The 26897-nt window shown below is 70.9% G+C and carries 22 protein-coding genes and 1 pseudogene; 10 read left to right on the plus strand and 13 right to left on the minus strand.

From position 1 onward, the window contains the following. Positions 1–35: 35 nt before the first annotated feature. From ACIP82_RS33800 to ACIP82_RS33810, 3 genes are read right to left on the minus strand one after another with little or no spacing between them, the layout of a single operon-like run. Positions 36–3518 carry a hypothetical protein gene (locus ACIP82_RS33800; RefSeq protein ID WP_400659029.1) on the minus strand — a complete coding sequence of 1161 codons (3483 nt, stop codon included), beginning with the start codon at positions 3516–3518 and terminating at the stop codon, positions 36–38. Continuing rightward, entirely contained in the window at positions 3506–4642 is a 1137-nt protein-coding gene (locus ACIP82_RS33805; RefSeq protein WP_400659031.1) for a hypothetical protein, read from the minus strand. Before ACIP82_RS33805 ends, ACIP82_RS33800 begins: the two co-directional genes overlap by 13 nt. After that, positions 4606–5877, minus strand: coding sequence for a PD-(D/E)XK nuclease family protein (locus ACIP82_RS33810; RefSeq protein ID WP_400659033.1), 1272 nt, complete (start codon positions 5875–5877; stop codon positions 4606–4608). Before ACIP82_RS33810 ends, ACIP82_RS33805 begins: the two co-directional genes overlap by 37 nt. A gap of 332 nt (positions 5878–6209) precedes the next feature. Here ACIP82_RS33810 and ACIP82_RS33815 point away from each other — a divergent pair, with 332 nt between their 5' ends. Further along, positions 6210–7127, plus strand: a complete 918-nt coding sequence (locus ACIP82_RS33815) for a serine/threonine protein kinase (RefSeq protein ID WP_400659035.1) — start codon at positions 6210–6212, stop codon at positions 7125–7127. A gap of 8 nt (positions 7128–7135) precedes the next feature. Here the strand turns inward: ACIP82_RS33815 and ACIP82_RS33820 are convergent, their stop codons facing one another. After that, positions 7136–9889, minus strand: a complete 2754-nt coding sequence (locus ACIP82_RS33820; RefSeq protein WP_400659037.1) for a tetratricopeptide repeat protein — start codon at positions 9887–9889, stop codon at positions 7136–7138. Between the two features lie 240 nt (positions 9890–10129). Here ACIP82_RS33820 and ACIP82_RS33825 point away from each other — a divergent pair, with 240 nt between their 5' ends. The 4 genes and pseudogenes from ACIP82_RS33825 to ACIP82_RS33840 form a co-directional block, all read left to right on the plus strand. Then, positions 10130–10291, plus strand: a complete 162-nt coding sequence (locus tag ACIP82_RS33825; RefSeq protein WP_400659039.1) for a hypothetical protein — start codon at positions 10130–10132, stop codon at positions 10289–10291. Positions 10292–10495: 204 nt separating this feature from the next. Further along, on the plus strand, positions 10496–11218 hold the full coding sequence (locus tag ACIP82_RS33830; RefSeq protein WP_400659041.1) for a hypothetical protein: 723 nt from the start codon (positions 10496–10498) through the stop codon (positions 11216–11218). Continuing rightward, complete coding sequence (locus tag ACIP82_RS33835) at positions 11215–11472, plus strand: helix-turn-helix domain-containing protein (protein ID WP_400659043.1); 258 nt, start codon at positions 11215–11217, stop codon at positions 11470–11472. Before ACIP82_RS33830 ends, ACIP82_RS33835 begins: the two co-directional genes overlap by 4 nt. 700 nt (positions 11473–12172) lie before the next feature. Continuing rightward, positions 12173–12898 (plus strand): annotated as a pseudogene (locus ACIP82_RS33840) (alpha/beta hydrolase); the annotation flags it as partial. A gap of 350 nt (positions 12899–13248) precedes the next feature. On the opposite strand, the gene ACIP82_RS33845 reads toward ACIP82_RS33840, so the two are convergent. The 3 genes from ACIP82_RS33845 to ACIP82_RS33855 form a co-directional block, all read right to left on the minus strand. After that, entirely contained in the window at positions 13249–13683 is a 435-nt protein-coding gene (locus tag ACIP82_RS33845; RefSeq protein WP_400659060.1) for a VOC family protein, read from the minus strand. Positions 13684–13977: 294 nt separating this feature from the next. After that, a complete protein-coding gene (locus ACIP82_RS33850) occupies positions 13978–15045 on the minus strand; it encodes a PP2C family protein-serine/threonine phosphatase (RefSeq protein WP_363611455.1) in 1068 nt (355 codons plus the stop codon). A 176-nt stretch (positions 15046–15221) separates the two neighbouring features. After that, entirely contained in the window at positions 15222–16439 is a 1218-nt protein-coding gene (locus ACIP82_RS33855) for a cytochrome P450 (protein ID WP_400659045.1), read from the minus strand. Between the two features lie 149 nt (positions 16440–16588). On the opposite strand from ACIP82_RS33855, the gene ACIP82_RS33860 reads away from it, so the two are divergent. The 3 genes from ACIP82_RS33860 (at position 16589) to ACIP82_RS33870 (ending at position 18520) form a co-directional block, all read left to right on the plus strand. After that, the gene (locus ACIP82_RS33860) at positions 16589–16945 is read left to right on the plus strand and encodes an arsenate reductase family protein (protein ID WP_363611458.1); all 357 of its coding nucleotides are present in this window, start codon (positions 16589–16591) and stop codon (positions 16943–16945) included. Between the two features lie 323 nt (positions 16946–17268). Further along, complete coding sequence (locus ACIP82_RS33865; RefSeq protein ID WP_363611460.1) at positions 17269–17823, plus strand: DUF1697 domain-containing protein; 555 nt, start codon at positions 17269–17271, stop codon at positions 17821–17823. 151 nt (positions 17824–17974) lie between these two features. Continuing rightward, positions 17975–18520: a DUF1707 and FHA domain-containing protein gene (locus ACIP82_RS33870; RefSeq protein ID WP_363611464.1), complete on the plus strand. Its 546-nt coding sequence runs from the start codon at positions 17975–17977 to the stop codon at positions 18518–18520. 62 nt (positions 18521–18582) lie between these two features. On the opposite strand, the gene ACIP82_RS33875 is transcribed toward ACIP82_RS33870, so the two are convergent. Next, positions 18583–19545: a DUF1152 domain-containing protein gene (locus ACIP82_RS33875; protein WP_400659048.1), complete on the minus strand. Its 963-nt coding sequence runs from the start codon at positions 19543–19545 to the stop codon at positions 18583–18585. Positions 19546–19609: 64 nt separating this feature from the next. Here ACIP82_RS33875 and ACIP82_RS33880 point away from each other — a divergent pair, with 64 nt between their 5' ends. Next, positions 19610–20203: a DUF6891 domain-containing protein gene (locus ACIP82_RS33880; RefSeq protein ID WP_400659050.1), complete on the plus strand. Its 594-nt coding sequence runs from the start codon at positions 19610–19612 to the stop codon at positions 20201–20203. A gap of 28 nt (positions 20204–20231) precedes the next feature. On the opposite strand, the gene ACIP82_RS33885 is transcribed toward ACIP82_RS33880, so the two are convergent. The 3 genes from ACIP82_RS33885 to ACIP82_RS33895 all read right to left on the minus strand — a co-directional run bounded on the left by ACIP82_RS33885 (position 20232) and on the right by ACIP82_RS33895 (position 22889). Next, a complete protein-coding gene (locus tag ACIP82_RS33885) occupies positions 20232–20603 on the minus strand; it encodes a hypothetical protein (RefSeq protein ID WP_400659052.1) in 372 nt (123 codons plus the stop codon). Between the two features lie 265 nt (positions 20604–20868). Continuing rightward, positions 20869–21621 carry a hemerythrin domain-containing protein gene (locus tag ACIP82_RS33890; RefSeq protein WP_363611472.1) on the minus strand — a complete coding sequence of 251 codons (753 nt, stop codon included), beginning with the start codon at positions 21619–21621 and terminating at the stop codon, positions 20869–20871. A 206-nt stretch (positions 21622–21827) separates the two neighbouring features. Further along, a complete protein-coding gene (locus ACIP82_RS33895) occupies positions 21828–22889 on the minus strand; it encodes an alpha/beta hydrolase (protein WP_400659054.1) in 1062 nt (353 codons plus the stop codon). A 403-nt stretch (positions 22890–23292) separates the two neighbouring features. Here ACIP82_RS33895 and ACIP82_RS33900 point away from each other — a divergent pair, with 403 nt between their 5' ends. Next, positions 23293–24036 (plus strand): SDR family oxidoreductase, encoded by a 744-nt coding sequence (locus tag ACIP82_RS33900; protein WP_363611476.1) that lies wholly within the window; start codon positions 23293–23295, stop codon positions 24034–24036. 52 nt (positions 24037–24088) lie between these two features. Here the strand turns inward: ACIP82_RS33900 and ACIP82_RS33905 are convergent, their stop codons facing one another. Beyond that, complete coding sequence (locus ACIP82_RS33905) at positions 24089–25825, minus strand: carbohydrate-binding module family 20 domain-containing protein (RefSeq protein ID WP_400659057.1); 1737 nt, start codon at positions 25823–25825, stop codon at positions 24089–24091. 333 nt (positions 25826–26158) lie between these two features. Next, on the minus strand, positions 26159–26497 hold the full coding sequence (locus tag ACIP82_RS33910; RefSeq protein WP_363611478.1) for a P-II family nitrogen regulator: 339 nt from the start codon (positions 26495–26497) through the stop codon (positions 26159–26161). Positions 26498–26897: the final 400 nt, after the last annotated feature.

A 26897-nucleotide genomic window follows, 5' to 3' on the forward strand; every position in this document is an offset into this window, starting at 1 on the left:
GAAAGGGAAGCGGATTGGCCCCGGCCGACTGCCCCTCAGGCAGCGGGCAGCGGTTGGGCCAGGCAGCGACCGAGCATGTGCCACAGCGGTCCGTAGAGAGCCCGGACGATGAACTCCTCGTCGGCCGGGGTCTCACCGTCCCGGAAGTACGGTGCGAGGACCCCGAGAATGCTGTGCAGCAGGCTGGACTCGACGGTGTCCTCCGTCGGCGGGCAGGAGGTTCGGTTCGGCGCGAAGGCTGCGTCGACGAAGACCACCCGGGCCGGGACACCGCCGCGCACGAGCCGACCGATGACCTGCCAGATCAACACCAGGAGGTCCCAGGTGACCTGCGTGCGGTCGGCCTTGAGCCGACTCCACGCCGTGGATCGTCGCACCACGTGGTACCAGTAGGACCTGGCCCTCCGGCGGACCGCCTCGACGCCTTCCTCCAAGCTGCTTCCGCTGCGCACCCAGGCACCGAACCGGCCGTCGTCCTGGGCCCGGACGATCCAGTCGTTGACCGCGTGCACCGCAAGTGACAGGTCATCCGGGTGCGGATTCGGACGGACGAGGAAGTAGACCGATCCGATGGCCGCCTCGTCCCGGCGGTTGAGGATGTTGTGGCCCCGCTCCACCGAGAGGAGCGGGGCCACCAGGATGTCCGCCCAGAGGCCACACAGGCGTTCGACGTCGCCCCGTCGCAGTGTCCGGGCGCGTAGCGCGGACGAGCTCTCCTCCGCTTCCTCGATCACCTCGTCGTCCGAGACGAGGCAGAGCACCCTGTCGCGCCAGCGCTCGTTCAGGTTGTGCAGGGTGTCCGCCACCAGCCGCGCTTCGCGGTAACTGCCCACCAGCAACAGGATCTGATCACGCCCCTGCGGGAGGGACAGCAGTTCCCGCTCCAGCGGCCCGCCATCCGCGGCCTCCTCCGCTCCGGCGCCGAGCCAAGTCGCGATGCGGCGCAGCCTCTCCGGCCGTTCGTCCGTGTCACTGCCCGACACGCGCAGGCTCCCCGGCTCGTCGGGGACGAACTCGAAGCGCATCTCGCTCTCCTCGGCGATCCGCTCCATCACCTCCGGGGGTGGTTCGATCACCACGCCGACCGGCACCTGGACGTGGTAACGGCTGGACTCCCCTGCCCAGCTGCTGCCCGACAACAGCAGTACGTGGGCACCGGGCCGGCCGTCCACCGAAGCCAGACCGGGCATCGCCCGGAGCAGTTCACGCCCGACTCCGGTGCACCGGAAGAAGGTCAACTCACCGTTGCGAACGCCTTCACCGTCGTCCCCGCGGACCACGAACTGGAAGCCGAGCACATTGCCCATCGGTGCCTCCGGCACCATCGGGGCGTAGTCGTTCGGCCGCCGGTACATCTCGCTGAAGCCGAGGCCCAGAGCGGATTCCACCCTGGGCCACATGGTGTTGATCAGGGCCAGGCGCGGCTCCAGAGCAGCGAGCAGAAGGGTCAGCTCGAAGCGGTCGGCCACGCTCTCGCGCCACTCACCGGGGGTCTGCGGCGGCGGGGCCTGCTTCCCGACCCGCTTGCCGTCACGCTGCCGTTCCAGCCGCTTCCCCTCCTTCACCTGCCATGCGGCGAAGAGTTCCTGGTACTCCTCCTGCTTCTGGGCCATGAATGCTGCGTCAAGCAGCAGCAGGGAGTCGACGACCGCCAGCAGCCGGGTCCGGGTCCGCTCCGGATTCCCGGTGTGCAGCAACTCGTTGAGCAGCACGGTGAGGTGGGAGAAGTCCACATCCGACTGCTTCCCGCGATCGGCGAACGGATCGTCTCGGAATGCCTCCAGCATGCGTTGCCGCTGCTCGGACAGGCCGCGGTGCGGATGGCAGGCCCCCGCGTCCTCGGGCACCGGGAAGCGTTCGTCCAGGATGCTCGCCTGGAGTGTCCACGCGCTGAAGTAGCCACGCCCCACCCACCGACGCAGCGGGTACCGGACGACCAGCATGGCGTGCAGCAGATCGGTCGCCGTCACTGCGGTGTTGAGCGCTGCGCAGAAGACCGCCACATCACGGTCCGACAGCTGGGTGCGGCCGCTCGCGGCGAGTTCGCGGACCTTGTGCCGACTCAGCCAGTCGATCAGCCCCCGCTCCTCGTCGGCGGCCAGCAGCACCGCCGGGGCGAAGATCTGGTCGAGGTGCATCTGAACCCGGTCGGCCTCGTCGATGATCACTAGATCACTACGCCGACACGCCAGCTCCAGGTAGCGGATGCTTTCGCCGTTCTGCGGCTTCGGTGGTGCCGAGTCGATCAGGCTCGGCAGGGTGGCGACCCAGATGTCTGCGCCGACCAAGGCTCGCGAAGCATGGTGCCTGGGGCAGGCGGACCAATAGGGGCAAGCCAGGCCCTGTTTCTGCCACTCAGAGGACCCGGGGCGCCTGCTCCTGCGCTGTGGATCGGCCGGCGGACGCAGTCGGCTGCACGGCGCTTCTCCGAAAGCGGGCTGGTCGCCGCCGCGCAGTCGGAGGTTCAACACGCAGGAGGTCCCCAGGTAGGCGAAGGCCGGGTCGTCGTGCGCCAGCAGCCGGTGCTCTCCCCGACCGGCCAGCCTGCGGTGCAACCGCTGGGCGTGACGCTCCCGCCCGGACGACCCGAGGACAGGGGCGGCCGCATCGCCGGTGTACCGGTTGTAGAGCTCGACCAGTTTCAGGACCTCGGCCACGTCGGGGACCACCACAGTGGTCCGCCGCCCCTTCCCGGCCAGGTGAACCGCGATGATGTCCCGCAGCGTGCTCTTGCCTGCTCCCACGATGCCGAGCAGGTGCTGGATCCCTTCCACCGTGAACTCGTCCGATTTCCGGAAGGCGCCGCACTCCGCCGTGGACATCTCGAACGCGCGGAGCCGCCCCACCCAGGTCGATTCGCCCACCTCACCGTGGAGCCGGTCCACGGCGTCCATCGCGGCCGCGGTCCGTGCCAACTCCGCCAGCCGGAAGGTGAGTGCCTCCCCCTCGCCCGCAGGCTGCAGGTCGAGGTCGTGGGACACGAGGGGCGGCGGGGAGACCACCGGCAGGTCCACCACCGCCAGCGAACGGCCGACCGGGAAGGCGTGCGGGCCCGGGCGGGCCACCCGAGGCCGCCGGCCCGCCAACGGCGGTGCTGCCGAGAGCAGTCTGTCGTACGCCGCCCACCGCCCCGCACCCACGGAGACCTCCTGGCGGACGGCAGGGGCACCGGCGGACGCCACGTCGTATCCACGCAGCACCGGGTCCATCCGCTGGTATCGCTCCAGCGCCTCTTTCCAGGCCCTGCCCCGCGCCAGGGTCCAGAGCGAGTACCTGGCCGTCCTGAGCATCCCGTCGGCGCCCGGTGGCAGCGGCACTCGATATGCCTGAGCGAACCCGTACCCGCCGAACAGCACCCATGCCTGACTCGCCGGAGCTCCCGGCATCAGCCGGCGCTGCAGGTGCAGCCCGAGTTCGACCTGGCAGAAGATCTCCGCCGTCCTTCCGGGGAACTGCTCCCGGGCGTGACACTGAAGATCCTGGATCGTCTCCTGCAGGACCGGTGTCAGAGTACGCATTGACCTCTCCTTTTCCGCTCTGTCTCCTCAACGGCGCATCCACCGCGCAAGTGGACGGCCAGTCCGTCCGGCCCGGTCAGTGCGACCAGTTCCGGATCGGGTAGTGCCTGGGTGAAGGCGGACCGGTACCGAGCCGACCCGGCGATCCCCTCCGGCACCACTACCAGGGCCGGTTCCCTCAGACCGCTCAGTCGGCGGGCCAGCAGCGCGGGCTGAATCCAGTCACGGACGTATAGGTGATCGGCCGTCAGCCCGGTGTTCCGGATCCTGTATGTGCCGGCCTCCCCCTGTACGGCCTCGTGGTCGACGGCCTCGCGGTCCAGTCCGGCCAGGACCTCCTGCTCCAACCGGGACGGGAGCGAGAGGAAGGTCCTCAGCGGTCTCCGCAGCAGCTGGACCTTCCCCGGCTTGCGGATCAACTCCATCTGGACCCCGTGCGGACAGGTCTCGCCCTCGCACCAGGTGTCCGGCCCGGAGACCGCCGTAGCCCGGTCCGGCGTCCGGCCGCCGCCCAGCAGAGCCGGGAGTCCGCAGGTACCGCAGCGGAGCAGAATGCCTCCGACCGTCAAGTACTCCGGCACCGGACGGTAGAGGTCTCTGACCCTGGACCAGACCTCTCTGCTCCAACCCCCGCGGTACCGATCACCCTGGCGGACCATCGGATTGAGTGCCAGGAACCGCCGGCTCCGGTGGAACCGATCCGTCGGGCCGCAGCGGCCCGCCAGCTCCGCCAGCAGCCTGCGGGCGGCCCCTTCCGGTCCCTGTTCCGTCCCGTCGGAGGAGAGCTCCAGACACGTGCGGGTGGGCATCAACCCGATGGGGTGGACCAGGGTCGCGTCCGCTGACACCAGCGTCGGCGGGACGGCGAACAGCCGGTCGGCCGCCGGTCGGGAGCGGCACCACTCAAGCAGCTCGGGCAGGCCCTTCGGAGGCTCCAGGCCGCGATCGATGCAGTGCAACACCGTCCGGTCCAGCACGCGCTGGGCTGCGTACGGGTAGGGCAGTCGGAACGACCCGCTTCCGGAGCGCTCTCCCAAAGCACTGACGACCACGGCGAGTTCCCGGAACAGCTCAGGCCCGTCCGGCGTCATCGGGCCGCCGGGAAAGCCGGTCCGCTGGAGCACCAGCGGGCGGTCTCACACCGTGTGCAGGCCGTTCCCGGGCTGGGCGGGTAGTCTTCGTCCCCGATCCACGGATCCACCAAGTCCTTCACCACCCGCCCTGCTTCGGCCCGGATCGCAGAATCGAACGGGTCGACGAGTTCAAGGTCGGCCCCGCCCGGCCGGAGCACCTCAAGTTCGATCCGTGCCCCGCCCGGCCTGCCGCCCAGGTCCTCGCGGGCCAGCAGCAGGACGGCCAGGGCCAGTTGCGGGTAGTGCTCCAGCAGCGACCGGGCACCCCGGTCCCGGGTCGTGCTCTTAATCTCGCGCCACACCCAGACCCCGTCATCCCGGTAGAGCAGGTCGGGCCTGGCGACCACCACCACCTCGGCCTCGGTGTCGTACCGCACCACACGCGGCTCGCTGCGGACGTCGCTGGCGTCCCGCACCAACCGCATCGGGCAGACCGCAGCATGGCCGCGCAGCAAGGCCGCTCCGAGGGCCCGCTCCTGCTCCGGCAGGTGGAATCCCTCCGGCACCCACTGTTCGGGGACCCTCGCGGTGCACGGACGCGGCCGGCTGCCCTCGTGGCGCTCGGCGAGGTAGGCGTGCAGGGCACGGCCGCGCTCAGCGGCAGCAGATCGGTCGATCCCGTCCTCCGCCGGAAGGTGGAGCCGGCGCATCTGGTCGCGGGCCGGACATGCCCGGTGGTTGCGACCGTTGGTCACGGACCACCAGCGCCTGGTCCGCCCGGGGCGGTTGGCCTCCAGCAAGCCGGGGGCCCTCCGCAGCACCGGGCAGGCGGCTGTGTACGGGCAGCCGGCGCAGACCGCACCGGGACGGTACTGCCGACCGTCCAGCAGCTCGGCCAGCGCGGTGCGACCGTGCAGCCGGTAGAGGGCCAGCGCTTCATCGCGACTGCCTTCAAAAACCGTACGGATCCGCCCGTCCAGCAGGGCGAACTCGACGATCCGGACGCGCTGGGGCCGGGGCCCTGGGGCTCCCTCGGCGAGCACCAGGGCGGCAGCGGCTGCGAAGCCGGCCGGTGGCGGCAGCTCTGCCAACCGGTTCACCGGCAGACGCAGTTCACGCACCGATCCGTCCATGGACTGCAAGCAGCGCCCCCAGACGGTGAGTTGGTACTCGCCGGCCCCTCGGGAGTCGGCCTCCGTCACCGCGTGGCTGTAGCACCAAGGGGTACTCACCTCCGCCATCGGGAAGTCCGGGTCTTCCGGGAAGGCCGCCGCGTAGGTGCTCAACGCATGTGCCGTCCATTGCCTCAGGCCGTCATGGCCTGGCCGCCCAGGAGAGTTTCGGCCGGCCGGGCCGCCCGCCTTCCCGCTCCGGGCATCGCAGGCGGCCATGAACGGTCCGAAGGCGAACTGCTCCAGTTTCTCCTGGGGTTGACGGACAGCTGGTTCCGGCCGGTAGGAACGCGCCTTGAGCGCGTCCGCGGCCGGACAGCGGAAATCACCACCCTTGAACATGCCGATCGAGACCTTGATGAGGGGGGACACCCGGACGACACCGTCCGGGGGAATCCATGAATCGGACACAGTGACTCCATGTCTCTGGGAACGGAAGGAAGAACGTGGCGCGGAAGATCAGGGAGTTCGGCGACATTGAGGACCACTACGAGGTGCTCGACCACATCGGCCACGGCGCCCAGGCGGACCTCCACCTCGGCCGGGACCGGGAGACCGGTGAGTGGGTGGCCGTCAAGGTGCAGCGGGAACGGGAGTTCGAGTCGACGCGGACCTTCGCCAGCCTGGCGCGCACCATCAGCCGGGAGGGGCGGGCCTACCAGCGCCTCATCTCAGCAGGCTCCTGCGGCACCTTGCGACTGTTCGGCGCAGGCGACTACCGAGGACACCGGTGCATCGTCCTGGAGTACGTCGACGGTGACCTGATGTGGGACGTGATGAACGAGGACCGGCCGATCAGGGAGGAGCAGACCGTCGCCTCGATCATCGGCCAACTCTGCGAAACCCTGCACGACATGCACGACCGTGGCTTTGTCCACCGGGATGTGAAGCCCGAGAACATCATGATGGAGCCGGACGGGCGGGTGAGGCTGCTCGATCTCGGGCTCACCATCGGCGTGGGGAAGCGCACGCCCCGCGGCTGCGGGACGATCGGCTACGCCCCTCCCGAACAGCTCGACCCGGCCCCAAACGGCGTGTCGGCCCGGGCCGACATCTTCGCTCTGGGCTGCCTGCTCCTGGAGATGACCGTCATCACCCTTCCCTACGACGGCTGCCGGGAGGGCATGACCTGCGAGCACCCGATCGTCCTTCCCCCGCACAAGCTCGACCTTCTGCCGCCCGCGTTCGCGGAGCTCGCCCTCTCCATGGTGGAACTCGCCCCGGAGAGGCGCCCCGGGTCGGTGCGCGAGGTCTACGACGGTCTCCGCCACCTGCTGCCCCGGGTCGGAGGCCGCCCGCCGCTGAAGCCGCTCAAAGCGGCCGATCCGACGGAGTACTACCGGACCCGCCCCCACCGTTGGTGACGCGCCGGTCACCGCAGTGACTCCAACCGGACGCGCGCATCGGCGAGGTCATCCGCCCCCATCCACTCCCGGAGCACCACCACCCGTTCCAGTGCCACCACCGCCTCCGAGGTCCGGCCGAGCGGCACCAGGACGTCGGCCAGGAGCCACAGCGCCCGGTCCTCGTCGATCCACGAACCCAGCTCCCGGTAGATCCCGACTGCCTCCTCGTACAGCAGCGGCGCCGACTCCCGCTCACCCAGGGAGAATCGGATACCGGCGAGGGTGCGCAGCACATCGGCCTTTCCACTGCGGTCCACCGTCTCGCGGACCAATTCGAACGCCTCGGTGCAGAGCTGGAGGGCTTCGAGGTGCTCGCCGCGGTCCTGATGGATCGTCCCCAGGCCGTTCAACGCCGCAGCCGCTCCCGCGTCGTCACCGAGTTCCCGGTACAGCTCCAGGGCCGACCGATGGGCCCGCTGCGCATCAACCTCCCGCTCCTGCTTGCGCCAGGTGAGGGCCAGCGTGTGCTGGGATCTGGCGAGACTCAACCGCCCGCGCGTGCTGCCGTCCTGCTCACTCAACATGACCGCACGCAGGAGATGGCCGGCCGCCCGGAAGAAGTCGCGCTGGTACCAGCAGGTCCCGGCGCGCATCCGGCAGATCATGGCCTGGTCGACCGGGTCCGCCTCGCATCTCTCGGCGGCCTCGGCCGCCAGACCCAGAAAGCGCTGGGCGTCGGCAAACCGGTGGCGTCGCCACTGGTAGGTGACCAATACCATCGGCAGAAGCCAGGTGTAACGCGAGCACGCACGGTCGACCGCCAGTTCGATGCCGCGGACGAGGGTGTCGTAGTCCTGGTCGAGCACCTCCAGGGCCTGACCGCGATCTGCGGGTGGATCCACCATGACGTCCTGCGGCTCACCTACCGGCAACCACCTCTGCCCGTCGAGCCACTGATCGCAGGCCCAGGCGTTCTGCAACTGGTGCTCCAAAACCTGACGAACCGTGGCCTCCTCGAAACCGGAGCCCGGAGCCAACGCTTCGTGATGCACCCGCTGGCGAGCGAAGGTCCGCAGCAGACTATGAATGCGATAGCGATCAGACTCCACCTCCACCAGGTGGAGGTCCAGCAGTTCCTCCGCCGCCCGGTCGGGGTGCGCGCCTTCGGCTGCCCGGCCGAGATCCAGCAGCGCGGCTCGGCTGATCAAGGGGCCTGGATGCAGGGCCAGTTGCCAGAGCAGGCATCTGGCCGCCTCGGACAGGGCATTCACCGAGCAGGCGAACGCGGCGCGCACCGACAGTTGCGTTGGAAGGTGCTCCAGGGCGTCGAGTCGCTTCTCCTCCTCCTTGAGCTGACGACGCAGATCCTGGATGGCCGCGACCGGATGCCCCTTGAACCGCTGGATGGCGGTGGTCAGCGCCAGCGGGTGGCCGCCGCAGAACTCCACGAGGGCCTTAACCTCCTGGCTGGACTTCCGGTGGTCGGCCTCGGGGATGTACTCCTGGAGCAAGGCCGCGGCAGTCCGGTCGTCCAGCGTGCCCAGCGTCCAGGTCGCCACCTCATGCCGGGTCTGCAGGTCCTCCATCCGCCGGTGACTGGTAATCAGCACCGCGCTGCTACCAGTGCCGGGTAGCAACGGCAGCACCTGGGCGGCGTCCCAGACGTTGTCCAGCAGGATGAGCACCGACCGGTTCGCCAACACCGACCGCAGCGCCGCGCTCTTCTCTGCGAGTCCAGACGGCGAGGTGGGCAACGGGAACTCGGCCAGGAACCGGTCGATGACGTACTCGGGCTCCGCGTACTGCTCCGCCTTGCCCTCCGGACCGCCGAAGTCGACGTAGAGCGCCCCGTCCGGAAAGTAAGGTCGTAACTGGTGCGCAGCATGATTGCCCACCAGGCTGGTCCCGATGCCCCGCATGCCGCTGATCGCGGCCAAGGCAGGCCTACCAGGCTCCTGTCCTCGCACCGTCTCCACCACGTTGCGGATCATCTCCTCCCTGCCGAGCGCCGCGCGGCCGCGTGGTGGCAGCTGGTTCGGGACGGAGGCCAAGGCGGGTCGTAGAACGACGGATCTCTCGCACAGCCGGTCGATGGTGTCCTGCAAGGCGTCATCCGGCCGCCCGAGGAACTTCTTCATCAATCGCTTGATCGAACGCTCCCGTTCCGCCAACGGCAGCCTGCCCACGTGCTGCTGCAGGTAGTGCCGGAACAACCAGGATTCCTTCGGAAACTCGCGGTGCCACCGAACCGACTCGACCTGGAGCCACTCCTCGAGCCCCGCACCTTGCGCAGCCTCGAACTGGGCCCGCAGTGCCTTCAGCCACTCGGCCCGCAACTCCCCTCGACGCAGTTCGACCCAGTTGCCCGTCAGGCCGCTCAATGCCTCCCCGGCTTCGGGCCATTCCGTCAACGCCGCGGTGATGGTTCTGAACCGGTCCTTTCCGAACTGGCTCTGCGCGCTGATCAGCAGATCCCGGAAGCGGTAGAGGTCGATCTGATCCCTCGGCGCATGAATGGAACACCTTTCCGATCTGTAGGTCAGGAATTCCCTACCCCCCATGGCCGAACGCAGATCTGACATGGCTCGGTAGAGCCTGCCGGATGAGAACTCCTCTCCGGGCCAGAGGCAACGAAACAGGTCGTCGCCGCGACACTGACCGTGAGGCGAGGTCACCATCAGGGCGAACAATGCGGCTGCTTTCCTGCGCCCCCTGACCACCGGACCGCCGGACCGCGCCGAGGGCTTGACCGCCACCACCCCGAGCACACGTCCATCCATGTTCGATTTCCTCCGCTCCGCAGCGACCTTTCGGCCGGGCCTTAGACACAGAGATTTGTGCGTAGTCGGCCGACGGTTTACACCGAAGCGCTCCCACGCGCCCCTCAGATGCGCCTCAGAAGTCCCTCAGTTCCACCCCCTACGGTCTTCCCTCCCCTCAGGCAGCATCGAGTCAGTCGCCAGCCGGACCGGCTGCGACTGCTCAACCACGGAATGTCAGGAACAAGGAAGGACGAATCCATGAGCAACCGCATCCCCGCCCGCAGAGGGGGCCGCATCAAGCGGACCTCCGGCGGGTTCCCGCCGACCAGCAAGCGCCGGCTCCGCGAGAGGGAGGTACCGCCGGCGCCGGCCACCCTGCCCGACCCGACCCCGGACACCCCGGCGCCGCCCGCGGTCTAGACCTAGCGGCCACACCGAAACGGGTGCCCACCAACAGGTGGGCACCCTCCGGAAGGACCTCGTCCTTCTGCAGTTCCGGTTTCCCGAGTTCACGGGACGGCACGCAGTACCACTGCGTGATACGCGGTACCACTCCTCACCAGTTCGGCGTCCGGACGGATGCCAAGAGAGGGCTGCACCTTGACCGTTGCGACGACCAGCAGCATGTTCAACGCCGTAGCACGACACTTCGACGACCCCCGGGCCGCGGAGGCGCTTCACCTGAGCGTCCGCCCGGACGGCCAGGCACCGGCTCTCCTGACGCCCGCCCAGGCGTGGGAGGCCCTCTACGGGCCGACCTCCGACCCCGCCCTCACCGCCCCCGTCTGGCGAGCCGCGCTGCATGCCGCCCGGAGCACGGACGCGTCCGCCGAACAGTGGCAGCTGCTGCTCATCTGGCTGGCCGTGCCGAGGCTGGCCGGTACCGTCGCCCGCATCTGCCGCCGCCTGCGCGCCGACCGGGCGGACCTGGAGGCGGAGATGGTGCTCGGCCTGCTGGAGGGCCTGCAGACCGGTGAGGACAGGTCGGTGGACGACCTGCTCAGGGCCGCGCGCACCCGGGCATGGAACCACGCCCGGGCCGGAATCAGGGAGACCGCATCCGCCGCCCTGGAACACTGGGCGGACGACGTGGTGGCACCGGACGACGACCCACACGAGTCCGACCCGGCCCAGTCCCTCCGGATGGAGGTCACCCGGTACGGACACACCAACGGGCTGCGGGCCGAACTTCGCTTCACCGTCTCTCCCGGGAGCGCGGGGTACCAAGCCCTCAGTGCGCTAGAGGAGACGACCGGAAAACGGGGAAGCCTCCACCGGGCCCAGGACACCGGCTGCGGGCGCCACCTGACCGGCGGACGCCCGCCCCGTGGGGCGGTGCGCCGATGAGCTCGGATGACCGGACCCCGCTGAGCTTCATGGAGGCCTTCGACCTACCGGTCGTGGTCAACGTCCCGACGGCGGCCAGGGCGCTGGGCATCTGTCTGACCACCGCGTACCGGCTCGCCCGCGAAGACGTCTTCCCCTGCAAGATCCTGCGGATCGGCAACAAGTACCGGGTACCCACCCTCGAGCTGATGCGAGCCATCGGCATGGACGAGCGTGCCGTGTACACCTTCACCCCCGGAGTGGACGAGTCCTGATCTCGCGAGGAGGCCTGCGGAGACATTCGTCCGTCTCCGCAGGCCCCGGGCTCAAAGGTCGAGTCAATACTCCTGGACATCGACTTGCACCTGGAGTGCTGTCAGGAGGCTGTCCAACTCTTCGGTCACCACAATCCGAATGCTGGACATCCGCGCTGCACGTCCAGTGATAGCGCTGCATAGCGCCCTGCGGCAAGCAGCAAACGCCCCCGATCACCATTCGGTCCTTCTCGACGCATCTCATCTGTTGAAGGCCCCGCATGTGCACTGGTTGTGAAATGATCTTCCAGGAGGCTCACGTTTCCGCAGGCCAAAGGCTTATTCGATCAGAACTACGACCTGTAAGAGGCGGGGCAAGGTGGGGTATTGCGGGCAGCCGACAGTGCCCCCAGAAAAAGGGCTCTTCGTTCCCTTCTGCGGGTCCTGACGGGCGTTGGTCAGGTGCGTCCGGGTAGGGGCCGGGCGTAACCGGCCAAGCAGAGCAGGATCATGGCGCGGAGGGCCTCGACGATGCGGAAGCCGCAGGCGGATCTTCGCGTTCCGACCTGATACGAGATCTGCCGAACGATCGCTCCGAAGCCCCGTCTCCTGCTGTAGCCGGAGACGGGGCTTCGTCGTTTCCGGACTCCGCGCCGATCGGCGCGAGGTTGAGTCACGTGAGCGCGGCCCTCGGCGATGGTCAAGTGGCTACCATCTGTCCATGGCTGATCACGAGACGGCATTTCGGTCCCTCGACGGCACCCAGCTCTTCGGCACGATCACACCCTCCCCGACTCCCCCGGCAGCTCTGGCCGTGCTCGCGCACGGTGCCGGTGTCACCCGCGAAGAAGGCGGATTCTTCACGCGCCTGGCGGCGGGTCTGGCGTCCACCTGCATCACCTGCCTACGGTTCGACCTGCGGGCCCACGGTGCCAGCTCCGGCCGATTCGCGGATGTGACGATCGCGGGGGTGGCCAACGACATCCGGGCCGCCTCCGACCACCTTGTCCAGGTCGCTGAACGGCCGGGGCCGGTACACGTCGTCGCGGCGTCGTTCTCCGGAGGTGCAGCCGCGCTGCACACCGGCCACCGGCCCGACGATGTCGCCAAGTTGGTGTTGCTGAACCCCCGCATGGACTACCGGAACCGATTCATCACCGACCAGGCCGGCTGGAGCGAGGACTACCTGTCGGAGGAACGCGCCGCGAAGCTGGACGAGCACGGATTCTCCGTCCGCCAGCCGTTCGAGACCGGCCGGGGCCTCCTCAACGAAGTCTTCTTCCTGGAACCCGAAGCCATCTGCGCCGCCGTCCGCGTCCCCGTCCTCATCGTCCACGGCACGAAGGACACGTTCGTGCCTGTTGAGCTTTCCCGCCGGTACGGGCCGCTGTTCGACGCCGGGGCGGAGCTGTACGAACTCGAAGGCGCGCAGCACGGTTTCGCAGTCCACGATGACCCCACGTACGCGCACCCGCAGTCGCAGGCGTGGCAGCGCGAGGTCATCGCCAAGGTGAGTGGCTTCCTGGCCGCCCAAGGACCTGTGCCGGCCCCACCGGAGGGCTGCGGTGGGACGCCATCTGCGCTCCGAGTCCAAGGAGCGCAGATGGCGCGGATGACCGAGGTGGAGATGTTCGCCGCGATCCGGCGGGACACACGGCTTGAGGGTACGGGCGTCCGGGCGCTCGGCCGGAGGTACGGAATCCGTCGCCGGGCGGTGCGGGAGGCACTGCAGCGCCCTGACAGGCCGGGGCGGTTCTTCGCCCTGGCCAAAGGGGAGGAGGACGCGTTCGCGGCGCCTCAGTCGAGACAGAACTCGTTGCCCTCGATGTCCTGCATCGCGATGCACGACTCATTGACGCCATCGGCACGCAGTAGTTGCACGCGCACCGCACCGAGCGCCATCAGCCGTGCGCACTCGGCCTCGAGTGTGGCGAGGCGTTCTTCGCCCACGAGCCCGGTGCCGACCCGCACGTCGAGATGCAGCCGATTCTTGACGGCCTTGCCTTCGGGAACGCGCTGGAAGTACATTCGCGGGCCCACACCTGAGGGATCCATGCAGACAAACGCTGAACCCTGGCGCTCAGGCGGCAGCGAGCGATTGAAATCGTCCCATGTGGCGAACCCCTCCGGTGGCGGCGGTACGACGTACCCCAGCACCTCGCACCAGAAACGGGCGACGCGCTCAGGTTCCGCGCAGTCGAAGGTGACTTGGAACTGCTTGATCGATGACATCCGTCCTCCGTAACGCGTGCTGTTCACCGAGACCCCGGATGTCATCGCCTCGTGGAGAGCGGACGCGCCGCCAGGGATGCATCGATGTCCACCTCGTCGTCGTGCGACTTGGTGATCTCGGTCACGGCGGGCAAGCCTGCCACCTGGCCACCCGAGGCTCAACCAATTTTCCGTCTGCGCACCGGGACCGTGCCTGACATGCCTGAGAGCAGCCGTGCCGTCCGACGCGGACAGCGGCCAGGAGCTGCGATTCGTTCCCCTGGCCGGGCGGGGGCTTCGCGGTGTGCGAGCCCCTCATGAGCGCGGAGGGCGGGCGGCCGGGGCGGGGGTGAGGGCGAGGACGGCGAGGTCGTCGGCGAGCAGGCGGGCGTAGTCGTGGACGTCCTGGGCGAGGAAGGAGACCAGGACGTCCGGGGCGGTGCTGCCGAGGAGGGCCAGCCGGCGGGCCAGCGGGTAGAAGGCGCCGACGGCGTCGCGGGCCTCGCTGACGCCGTCGGTGTAGAGCAGCAGGGTGTGGCCCGGTGGCAGGGCCACGGCCGTGGGCTTGGGGGGCGGGTCCATGGAGCGGAGGTGGCCGAGGCCGAGCGGCAGTTCGTCCGGGCAGACGACCGGGGCGATGGTGCGGCCGGAGAGCAGCAGCGGGGCGACATGGCCCCGGTTGATGATCTCCACGCAGTCGGAACCGGGCCGGTACTGGACCAGGACGGCCGTCACGAACAGCTCGTCGTCCCCGCGGTCGGCGGCGTCGCGCAGCACCGCGCGGTCCAGCTGCTCGGCGAGTTCGACCAGGTCGGCGGTGTCGTGCGCGGTCGCGCGGAAGGCGCCGAGCACGTCCGCCACCGTCCGGACCGCGCCCAGGCCCTTGCCCCGGACGTCGCCGAGCAGGACCCGGACCCCGAAGCGGGTGTCGCACACCTCGTACAGGTCCCCGCCGACCAGCACCTCGGCCTGGGCCGGGCGGTAGAGACCCGCCACCCGCAGGCCGCCGGCCCGCTCGGGGACCGGGCGCAGCACCGTGCGCTGGAGCGTCTCGGCGACCGTGCGGACGCGCAGCAGATGGCGGTTCTGCCGGATCCGCTGCCAGGACAGGGCGGTGCCCATCACCCCGGCCAGCAGCGTGGAGATGTAGACCCAGACGTGGTGCTGCTCGTCGAGGTGCCCGGCCCGCATGGCCAGCGCGATCTGGAGCACCAGGGCGCCGCCGGTCGCCGAGGCGGTCATGACCGGCCCGTAGCTGAACGCCACCACCACCGGCAGCGCGGTCAGCAGGAAGCCGGCCGCGACCGCGTCCGGGACGATCGCCTCCGCCACCAGGTCGAGCACCAGCAGCACGAAGGGCAGCCAGAGGACCCAGCGCGGCACACTCGGTTCCACGGGCGCCGACCGGGGCGGGCGAGGCGCTGCGGGCACGGCGGGGACCTCCTCGCGAACCGGTCCGGGATGACCGGTTTCGTCCCTCCATGTTCCCTTACCAACGGCCCTGTGACCCCATGCTTTGGTCCCGGCCCCTTGGGCCGAACGCCCCCGGTCAGGGGCGGTCAGCGGACGGTGACCGGCAGGGTGTCGAAGCCGCGCAGCAGCAGGCGGTCCCGCCGGGTGGCGACACCGCCGGGGGCGAGCCGGGGGAAGCGGTCGAGCAGGGCCCGCACGGCGACCTCGGCCTCCAGCCGGGCCAGCTGGGCACCCAGGCAGTAGTGCGGCCCGCCGCCGAAGCTGAGCGGCCGGCTGTCGGGGCGGCCCGGGTCGAAGACCTCCGGGCGGTGGTGACGGGCCGGGTCGTGGTTGGCCGCGGCGAGCAGGACGACCACCAGGGTGCCGGGCGGCGCGGCCAGCCCCTCGACGGTCAGGCCCTCGGTGCGGGCGATCCGCGAGGTGAGCTGGACCGGGGAGTCGTAGCGCAGCACCTCGTCCGTGAAGGCGGCCGGGGTGACCGCTCCGGTGCGCAGGCCGTCCGCCACCCCGGGGTGGCGGAAGAGCTGGGCGAGCCCGTTGCCCAGCAGGTTGGTGGTGGTCTCGAAGCCGGCCACCAGCAGCAGCACCAGGTTGGCCAGCAGTTCCTGGCCGGAGAGCCGGTCCGGGTCGTCGACGGAGATCCGGACGAGGTCGCTGACCAGGTCGTCCTGGGGGCGGGCGAGCCGCTCGGCGGCGAGTGCGGTGAAGTAGCCGGCCAGTTCACCGGCGGCCTCGTCGGCGGCGGCCAGCTCGGCGAAGTCCTGGATGAACTCCAGGGCGACGGTGAGGTCCGAGGCCAGGCCCCGGAAGCGGTAGCGGTCCCGCTCGGGGACGCCGAGCAGTTCGCATATCACCCCGACCGGCAGCCGGAAGGCGAAGGCGTCCATGAAGTCGACGGGCGAGCCGTCGGCGCCCTGCTCGGCCATCTCGTCGAGCAGCCGGCCGACCGCCGCCTCGACGGCCGGCCGCAGTGCGGCGACCCGGCGGGCGGTGAAGACCGAGGCGATCAGCGAGCGGACCCGGGCGTGGTCGGGCGCGTTGCGTTCCAGGATCGAGCGGCCGAACAGGGCCAGCGACGGGTGCCGGGCGTACTCGGCGTCCAGGTCCTCCCGCGGCTCGGCGCCGGTGACGCCGAAACCGGGGTCGCGCAGCACCGCGTCGACCGCCGCGTGCCCGATCGCCAGGACGGTGCCCGGCCCGGCGGGCACCGCGGCGCCGAGCTCGTGCGCCCTCGCGTACAGCGGGTACGGGTCCGCCCTGCCCTCCCGCGTCAGCAACTGCTCGATGATCGCCGCGCCGTCCATCCGGTGCTCCCTCCCCAGGCTCTGCCCCCGCCCGGATAAACCTCCGGTGGAGGCGCCGGAGTTCCCCGGCCGCCCGGGTTCGCCGCCTGGCAGGGCCGCCGCCGTCCGGGTTCGCCGCCGGGCGGGGCCGCGGTCGGTACCCTGACCGCATGGAGATCTGGATCAACCCGCGCTGCGGGAAGTGTCGGGCGGCGCTCGGCGAGCTGACGGCCGTCGGCGCCGAGTTCACCGTGCGGCGCTACCTGGAGGACCCGCCCAGCGCCGCCGAGCTGGAGCAGGTGCTGGAGCGGCTGGGGCTGGAGCCGTGGGACATCACCCGGCTCGACGAGCAGGCCGCCAAGGACCTGGGCATGAAGCAGTGGACCAGGGAGCCGGGCGACCGGGCGCGGTGGATCGCCGCGATGGCCGAGCACCCGATCCTGATCCAGCGCCCGATCATCACCGCGGACGACGGTCACGCCGTCGTGGCCCGGACCCCCGAGGCCGTCAAGTCCGTCCTGCCGTAGGGCCGGTCCTGTGGAACTCCGCCGGGCCCGCTGATCCGACGGGCTCCACGGCACCGGCCCCCGCGCACGCCGGGAGCCGCCGCACCGGCTCCGCCCGGGTGCCAGGACGTGATCCACAGGTGGCCGTCGCCCACGGTCGTGTGCACCACCTGTTCCAGCTCCAGCCGGAAGGCGTGGAACGGGCCGGGCGGCGGCTCCGCCGGATCCGCCGGACAGGCGGGCGGACGGCGGTGAAGCGGACGGCCCGGGCAGGTGGCATGGGCGGACCGCGGCGGGCAGGCGCGGACGGCGGCGTTGTCGGTGCCCGCTGCCAGACTGGCCCGGTGACCACCACGACCACGTACATCGCGTTCCTGCGGGCGATCAACGTCGGCGGGCGGACGGTGACCATGGAGCGGTTGCGGGCGCTCTTCGCCGAGCTCGGCCTCGGCGGCGTCCGTTCGTACATCCAGAGCGGCAACGTCTTCTTCAGCACCGACGAGCCGGACCGTGCCGCGCTGACCCGGCGGATCGAGGAGCACCTGGCCGACGCGCTCGGCTACCCCGTCCCGGTGCTGCTGCGCACCGTCGAGGAGGTGGCGGCCCTGCTCGACGCCGAGCCGTTCGCGGGCATCGAGGCCACCCCGGACGTCCGGCTGATGGTGGTCTTCCTCTCCGAGCCGCTGCCCGTGGACCTCACCGTCCCGTTCACCTCGCCGAAGGGCGACTACGAGGTCGTCGGCGCCGATCCCGGTACCGCCTACGTGGTGATCCACCTGCGGGGCGGCCGGATGAACACCAACCCCGGCACGCTCTTCGGCCCGTCCTACCCGGGGCTGAGCACCTCCCGTTTTCTGCACACCACCGCCAAGATCCTGGCAGCGGCCAGGAAGACCTGACACCCGGCCCCTGGAGATCCCCTTGCCCCGGTCCGGCCCCGGTCGGGCGCGGGCCCGGGCCCGGGAGCCTGAGCCTGGGCACCGGGTTCACGGTGTCCCGGCGGTCCCGGGAATCTGGACAGGTGGGTGCGGCTGAGCCGACAATCGGGCCATGACGTCTCCTGAGATCCGGACACATGTGGTCCGGCCGTCCGAGGCCGAGCGGGAGCAGGCTCTGGGGGTCCTGCGGGACGGCGCGGGCAGCGGACGGCTGTCGCACGACACCTTCCTCGGGAGGATGGAGATCGTGCTGCACGCCGGCAGCCGGGCCGAGCTTGACGCGGCGGTGGCGGGCCTGCCGGCCGGGAACCCGGTCGGGCGGTTCGTGCTGCGGACGGTGGGCTGGATCTCCTCGTTCGGGGCGCGGCTGCGCGGAGCCTGGCGGCTGGAGCGGCTGCCGGGGCTGAGTCTGCCGCAGGCCGGGGCGCGGCAGCTGACGATCGGCCGGATCCCCGGCTCGGGGCTGCGGCTGCTCGACGCCTCGGTGTCCCGGCAGCACGCCGAGCTGCGGCACGAGGGCGGTGGCTGGGTGCTGTACGACCTCGGCTCCACCAACGGCACGCATGTGAACGGCCTTCGGATCGCGGGCGGGGTACGGGTGCGGCCGGGTGACCAGGTGCGGTTCGGGAACCTGGAGTTCCGGCTCGCGGCGGGCTGAGACCGGCGCGGCCTGAACGGTGATTCCGGTGAGCGGTCAGTGCGGCGGCGTGGCCGGCGCGGTCAGTGCGGGAACTGGCGGGGCGGCCGCTGGGCCGGCAGGCCGTCGCGGAACTCCTCGATGACGGAGCTGATCTGACGCATCAGCACGGTGTGCTCGATCAGGTCCAGATAGCGGTGCTCGGCGGCCAGGGCCTCGACGGTGACGCCGAAGTAGAGCGTCATCAGCGGATTGACGAAGAGCGGGCTCTGCCCGGTCCGGTCGGTGAACCGGACATCGCCGAACTCGCCGCGCAGGGCGGCCGCCACCGAGCCGTTGACGATGCTGGGGTGTTCGGGGAAGGCGGCCCGGGCGTGCTCGACCGCGTCCAGGTAGAGCGCGCCCTCCCGGCTGTCCCGCGGGATCGAGAAGGCGCCGAGATAGCCGCCCGCGCGATCGAGAGCGGCGAGGTTCTCCAGCACCAGTGCGTGGTTGACCCCGTGGAAGGCATCGATGCCGAAGCCCAGACAGGCGACCAGCCGCTCGGGTATCCCGTCGAGCCCGGCGACCGCACCGAGGCTCGCCATGTCCTCCTCGGGAGTGCCGAGCCCCGACTCGTCGCCGCGCATCAGGATGTCGGTGCCGCCGTCGACCAGCAGGATCGCGTCGACGCCGAGGTGGCCGGCGAGCGCCCGGTAGGCGTCCCGCAGGGGCTTGACCCCGACCGCGGCGAACGCCCAGACGCTGTCGGGCATGCCGTGCCGGTGCAGCCAGCGCGCCAGGGTGCGCTCCGGGAAGTACCCCTCGGGGGCAGCGGTGTCGGGGCGGATCCGGGCCACGTCGGGCTCCAGCCAGACGTCGCTGGGCAGTCCGTAGAGGTGGCTGAAGGAGAGGTTGGCGAGGTGCACCTCCTTGCCGGCCGCGCGCAGGGCGAGGGCGATCGGCAGTCCCGCGTACACGTCGAAGCCGCCTCCGGCACCGGCGATCAGAATGCGCTCGGCGGCCAGCAGACGGGTGATCAGCGGGGGTTCGAGCAGAGCGGTCACCGAGGGAGGGTAGCAGCGGCCCCCGGCCGGCGCGGTTGTCAGTGCCGGGTGCGAGGATGCGGGCATGAAGCAGGAGACGGCTCTCACCCCCGATGTGCTGCGCGACGCCGAGGAGCGTGCCCGCGAGTTGATCCGGTGCGGCTTCCAGGAACCGGACGAGATAGCCGAGTCCCTGGTCGATGAACTCGACGACCAGGGGGTGACCCAGGAGGAGGCGGAGCGGATCGTCGCTCCGCTGTGGCAGGAGCGGCTGGCCGAGCAGGCGTCCTGGCCGGAGACCACGGACGTGGACCGGCTGGAGGAGGCCTTCGACGCGCTGGAGGAGCAGGGCATCGTCGCGGCGATGGACTTCACCTGCTGCGGGAGCTGCGGGTACGAGGAGATCGGCGGCGAGGCCGACGAGGACTCGCGCGGGTTCGTCTTCTTCCACCAGCAGGACACCGAGGCGGCGGCCGCCGGGCACGGGCTGACGCTGCGGTACGGCGGGTTCCGTACCACCGAGGAGCCGACCGCGCTGTCGGAGCGCCGGACGGCGGAGATCGGCCGGGAGGTGGTGGCGGCGCTGGAGGCCGTGGGCCTGCCGGTGGAGTGGGACGGTTCACCGAGCAACGCGATCACCGTCACCCCGCTGGCCTGGCTCAACCGCCTGCCCGAGTAGGGCCGGCACCCTCAGCGGGCACCACCGGTCAGCGGCTGACGTGGAGTTCGGCGTAGTGGTCGCCCGCGTTGGCATTGCGGAGTACGACCTTCGCCTTGCCGATGGCCGTCTCGGTGTCCTCGGTGACGGTCTTGCTCTCGTCGCCGAGCTTCACCTCGGCCGATGTGTCGGTGATGTGACTGACCGTCAGCTTGATGGTCTTGTCGCCGCCGAAGACCTCGACGGTGTGGGTGGAGTCGCCACCCTCGGTGCGGACGACGACATCGCAGCTGTTGTCGTTGGTGCAGAGTGAGGCGGACGCCTTGCAGGCGGTGAGTCCGGTGCCGATCAGCAGGACGGCACCGACCGCGAGAGCGGCCGAACGGATCCGGGCGGGGCGCGGAGTGGTCGCGGTGGTCATGGCTTCGACGGTAGGCGGCGGGCCGTACGGCGCCATCGGTCGCCGGCGGTACGCGCCCCCTGGCCTGGCCCGGAGTGGCCGGACGGCCGTGACCCCGAGGCGAGTGGGTCGAATCCCCTAGGGGGTGCGGGAGTTGGAGCTCACCGCAGGCTCTGCGCGGAGCTCCGGCACAGGACTGCGGCATAGGGCTGCGGCATAGGCCACGGGCACCGCGCCGAGGCATGTGCCACGCGCGTAGATCAAGGGCCCGCGAAAGAGCCCCCGGTCACTCGAAGGCGGCGCCCCAACCGTCGACCGGGCCCCAGAGCGGAGCGGTGCAGCGCTGGTAGGTGGCCTGCCAGTGCGGCCAGTTGCGGGCCACGTCGTCGTCGCAGTCGGCCAGCAGACGCTCGACCAGCGACGGCTCGACCTCGTCCAGCAGCCAGGCCAGCGCGTCGGCGGTGCCCGGGCCGTCGGCCGCGCAGAGCAGCTCCAGGAACTCGGGCAGGCCGCCGACCCGGGAGGAGACGGGGAACACCCGCTCCATCCCCGGCAGCAGCTGACGCTCCTCGATCCGCAGATGCGTCTCCAGCCGGGCCGCCAGGTCCTCCATCGCGTAGGCGACCGGCCAGACGCTGCCCGCGTCCCGGCTGGCGATCCGCACCAGGGTGGTGACCCGGGTGAAGGAGTGGTCGAGGTTGTGGTGGTCGGCCTCCAGCCAGTTGAGCAGCAGCCGCAGTTCAGGGGCGAAGCGGCGCGCGATCGGCCAGATCCGGGTGTCCTGCTGCTCGTGGTGGCAGGTCAGCATCGCGGTGACGAAGTTCCAGTGCCGTAGTAGCGCCGCCCCCTTGTCGTCCTCGCCGGGCTGGAGCAGCCGCAGCGCGTTGGGCAGCCGGGCCAGGTCACGGCGGAGCGCGCTGTGGACCAGCCGCAGCCCGGCGAACCGCACGGTTTCCGGCTCCTCGGCGGCCCGCTCGTGCTGCGGACCCGCCTGGGCGGGAACGGACGGGGAGGCGACGGGCAGCAGGTAGCTCGGCATGGCACTCTCTTCACGACTTGGCACGGTTGGAGGAACGCGGTCCCACCACAGTGGTCACAGTCGATCAGAGGCGAATCAATGTCCGATTGACGTGCAGGTCAACGGCCTTCCGGAAGCCCGCCGCGGCCGGCCCGCAGACGGCCCGCAATCGCCCGCGGAGGGCCGCCCGGCCGGTGACGACCGGTCGGCGGGCCCCGTCCCGGCGGTCAGTCGGCGGCCGGGCCGGCCAGGTTCCTGGTCAGCCACTGCAGCATGTCCGGGATCATCTTCTTGAAGTCGCTGGTGAGGTGCTTGCCGCCCGCCTGCTCGTAGTACTCGACGGACAGCGGCGCGGCGGCCTTGGCGACCCAGGCCTTGACCAGCTTCGTCTCGTAGGCGTTGGCGCCGCCCGCGGTGGCGAGCATCTTCACGTCGGCCCTGCCCTGGGCGACCAGCACGTCGGGGCTGTTGGCCAGCCGCTCGGCGTCGTGTCCCTTCCAGAGCGGCGAGTCCGGGTTGAAGTAGCCGTCGATCGGCACGGCGGCCTTGAACGTGTCCGGGTGCTGGAGGGCGAGCTTGGCGCTGCAGAACGCACCGGTGGAGGCGCCCATCAGGCCCCAGCCGTCACGGCCCTTGACCGTACGGAAGTTGGCGCGGACGAAGTCCGGGATGTCCTCGGCCATCCAGGTGCCCATCTTGGGCTGCCCGGGGATGTCGGCGCACTCCAGGGCCTTCTTCTCGTCGGCCTCGAGGTTCTGGACCGGCATGATCATGATGAACGGGTGCGCCTTGCCGGCCTTGGACAGCTCGGCGTCGATCTCCTGGATCGGCAGCTGGTTGTCGGTCCAGGTGTTGTAGCCGTTGCTCTGGCCGCCCGCGTAGAGGGTGAGGACGGGGAAACCGGTCCTGGCGAACTTCGGGTCGTTGTACTCGGGCGGCAGCCAGACCCAGACCCGGCCGGAGACGCCCGACTTGGGGCCGTTCAGCGTGGTCACCATGATCTGGCCGGCACCGGTGTCGCGGGCCTTCGAGAGGACGGCGGACGGTCCGGTGGGCATCAGCACCTTGCTCGGGGCGGCCGGGGCGGCACTGGTGGGCGCGGCGGAGGTGCTGCCTCCGGCCGGGGTGCCCGGGGCGGCCGTCCCGCTCGCGCCCGCCTTGCCCTCGGCCTTGACGCCGCCCCCTTTCCCACTGCCGTCCGTACTGCCACAGGCGGCCAGCGAGGCGGCCAGGGTGAAGGCGGCGGCACCGGTCAGAACGGCGCGGAAACGGGTGGACTGCGGCTGCACGGTGAGAACTCTCCGACCAGTGTCACGCCCGCTCCGTCGGGAGCCGGGCGGCGGCCCCCGGGTGGGGCCGGACAGGCCCGGGGCGCGGCATCGTACAGCGGTCCCCGGAACGGCGGCGCGCCGTCCCTCGCGGTGGTGCGCCGTCCTGCGATCTTATGACGTGGGCCGGGGCGGGCCGGTTGCGCCAGGGCCAGCGTCGATCCAATGTTTGTCCCCGATCGGGTAAAGGCCCGCGGCCCGCCCCTGCCGGACGGCGGGGGTCGCCCCCCGCCGTCCGGGGGGGCACGGCCGGGGAAAGCCCGGCCGGGGAGGACGGGCCGGGCCCCCGGGCCCTTCCAGCAGTGACACGGAGCCCGGGATCGGGAACGATCGGGGCAGCCGCCCGAGACCCGTGGAGCCCACCATGCCCCAGCAGATCGCCGTCGTCACCGGAGCCGGCAGCGGGGTGGGCCGCGCCGTGGCGCTGGAGCTGGCCGCCGCCGGCTGGCAGCTGGTGCTCGCCGGGCGGAGGTCCGAACCGCTGCGCGGAACGGCCCGGCTGAGCGGCACCGCCGCCGCCGTGGTGCCGACCGACGTCACCGACCCGGCGGCGGTGGACGCCCTCTTCGACGAGACCGCCGGGCGCTTCGGCCGGCTCGACCTGCTGTTCAACAACGCCGGCACCTTCGGCGCGCCCGCGCCGGTCGACGAACTGGACATCGCCGAGTGGCGGGCCGTGGTCGACCTCAATCTGACCGGGGCCTTCCTCTGCGCGCGGGCCGCGTTCCGGCTCATGAAGGCCCAGGACCCGCAGGGCGGCCGGATCATCAACAACGGTTCGGTCTCGGCGCACGCGCCGCGCCCGCAGTCGATCGCCTACACCGCGACCAAGCACGCCGTCACCGGGCTGACCAAGTCGCTGTCGCTGGACGGCCGCCCGTACCGGATCGCCTGCGGGCAGATCGACATCGGCAACGCCGCCACCGACATGACGGCGGCGATGAGCGTGGGGGTACGGCAGGCGGACGGCCGGATCGCGGTCGAGCCGACCATGGACGTCGCCGATGTGGCCCGGACGGTACGGCACATGGCCGGGCTGCCGCTGGAGGCGAACGTGCAGTTCGCCACGGTGATGGCGACGGCCATGCCGTACATCGGCCGGGGCTGAGCACGGGCCGGCGGCCGTCCTGCCCGGGGGTGGAGCGGCCGTAGGGCCGGCCCTACGGCCGCCAGGTGTCGTTCAGGGTCACCCGCCCCGAGGCCGGCACCGTCGCGGCGCGGTTGGCCCCGGACTCCCAGGTCACGGCGCCGGCGACGTCCTTGCGGAGGTACTTGTACTCGAAGGCGGTGCCGGCGGGCAGCGCCACGTCCAGCTTCCAGACCGGGTAGGCGGCCGAGGAGAGCGGCAGCGCCCGGCCGGTGTCCCAGCCGCCGAGCGCGGCGTTGCCGCCGACCACGTAGAGGTTCTGGCCGTAGCCGGTGGTGGCGTTGACCGCGAAGGACGCGCCGCCGCCCACCGGGGTGCTGCCGCCGCCCGCGCCGACGTACAGCGCGACGGCGTCGCCCGCGCCGACCGTGGCGGTGAACCTGCCGTCCGCGCCGACCTGGTAGGAGGGGCCGGTGCAGCCGCCCGCGACCGGGTCGCCGTGCTGGACGTCGCAGTACGAGCCGGCCGGCAGCGAGGTCTGGAAGGTCTGGGTGACCGGGCCGGACTCGCGGTTGATCACCACGAAGCCCTTGCCGCCCCGGCCGAAGGCGATCGCGTTGTTGCCGTTGGACCACCAGTTGGTGATGCCGGTGCCCGCGACCGCGGTACGGAAGCCCACCATGTTGGCGACCTGCCGCCAGGCGTGGACGCAGTTCCAGCCGTCGGCGTAGCAGGCGTTGACGGTGCCGCCGTTCGGCGGGCCGTCGTCGTGACCGGAGAAGGCGTAGCCGGAGTAGACGTTGGGCGAGCCGTACGGGTGGGCCAGCAGGAAGACGTTGGCCAGGGTGTAGGTGCTGCCGTCCTTGTACGTCAGGGTGGAGCCGTTGCGCTCGGTGTCCCAGTTGTCGACGAAGGTGCGGGCCTTGTCGCCGGGCAGCAGGCCGGTGCCCCAGCCGGCGAGGTCGGCGATCCGGCCGCCCTGGAAGGCGCTCTTCAGCCACGTCCCGGAGCGGAACTCGTCCACGTCGCCGGTGCCGGTGTACTCGGACGGCTGGATCGGCTCGCCCGCGCCGTAGATGACCTCCTGCACCCAGTACGCGCCGGGGCGGGCCGTCCGGGCCTTGATCGCGGCGAGGTCGGCGGCGGCGATGTGCTTGGCCGCGTCGATCCGGTAGCCGTCGACGCCGAGCGAGGCGAGGTCGTCGAGGTAGCGGGCGATGGTCTGCTGGACGTACGGGGAGCCGGTGTCGAGGTCGGAGAGGTTGACCAGCTCGCAGTTCTGCACGTTGGAGCGGTCGGCGTAGTTGCTGATCGCGGTGCGGCAGGAGTGGAAGTCCCAGTCCTGGTAGTACCCGGGGTAGGTGTACTTGGTGTAGTTCGTGCCGCCGGTGCCGGTGCCGGACCCGGCCGACATGTGGTTGATCACCGAGTCGGCGATCACCTTGACGCCGGCCGCGTGGCAGGTGTCGATCATGCTCTTGAAGGCCGTCCGGTCGCCGAGGCGCCCGGCTATCCGGTAGCTGACGGGCTGGTAGGAGGTCCACCACTGGCCGCCCTGGATGTGTTCCTGGGGCGGCGAGACCTCGACGAAGCCGTACCCCTTCGGGCCGAGCGTGTCGGTACAGGCCTTGGCGACGGAGTCGAAGCGCCACTCGAAGAGCGTCGCCGTGACGTCCTTGCCGCCGGGCGGGGCGGCCTGGGCGGCGGGGGCGGCACCGAAGGCCGCGGTGAGTGAGAGCGCGAGCGCCGCGGCGGCGGTGAGCGCGCCGGCCGCGCGGGCGGGCCGGCGGGTGGGGGCGGAGGGGACCACGATGTCTCCTGGGGGCTGAGGTGGGGCAGCCGGGGGTCAATCTGCAGAGAGTTTCTGAAACTTGCCGAAACTTGCAGCGCTGAACCTAGGGCGGGCGGAACGGACCGTCAAGAGCCCTGGCGGAACGTTTCCGCAGCCCCGGCCCGGATCGCCTACGACCTCCCGGCCCACGACGGCCACCGCTTACCCGGAGTCCGCCGCCGAACAACCACCCGGACAGCCGCCCGAACAGCCGGAACACGGACGCGGCGACCACGACGACGGGGCCCCGGCCGACGACGAATTCGTCGGCCCGGGGCCCCGCTCCGAACGGCCTCAGGGCCCCGAACGGCCCTACACCGCGTCCGGACCGCGCTCACCGGTACGGACGCGGATGATGTCCTCCACCGGCATCGCCCACACCTTGCCGTCGCCGATCTTCCCCGTACGGGCGGCCCGGACGATCTCCTCGATCACCCGCTCGGCGTCCGCGTCCGCCACCACCACCTCGATCCGGGCCTTCGGCACCAGGTCGATCCGGTACTCCGCCCCCCGGTACACCTCGGTGTGGCCGTGCTGGCGACCGTACCCGCTGACCTCGCTGATGGTCAGTCCGTGCACACCAATGACCTGCAGTGCGTTCTTGACGTCGTCCAGCTTGAACGGCTTGACGATCGCGGTGATCAGCTTCATGCGAAGGGGCCCTGTCGGACGAGTGCGTGAGCACGGTGGTGGTGGCGTGGGCGGTCGCGCCGCGGCCCAGGACGCCGTGATCGTACGCGGTCCCCGCGTGCGCGGCGAGGCCCGAAGGGGTGAGTTGGCCGTTCCTCGCCCGGACGGAAGCCCGCCGCCCGGTCGATCGCCCGGCCCGGCCCCGTACTCCACGGCGGCGGAGCACCCCGCGGAACGGCGGCGGAGCGCCCCGCGGACGACCGCAGGGCCCGGCAGCCGTGGCTGCCGGGCCCTGCCCCTGTCTTACCTGGTTCTACTGACCGCGGGTCAGCTGGTGGTGATCGCGGTGTCGTCGATCACGAAGCTGGTCTGCAGCGAGACGTCCTCGGTGCCGGCGAACTTCAGGGTGACCGTCTGGCCC

It is taken from the genome of Kitasatospora sp. NPDC088548, from assembly GCF_044753005.1.
Lineage (GTDB): Bacteria > Actinomycetota > Actinomycetes > Streptomycetales > Streptomycetaceae > Kitasatospora.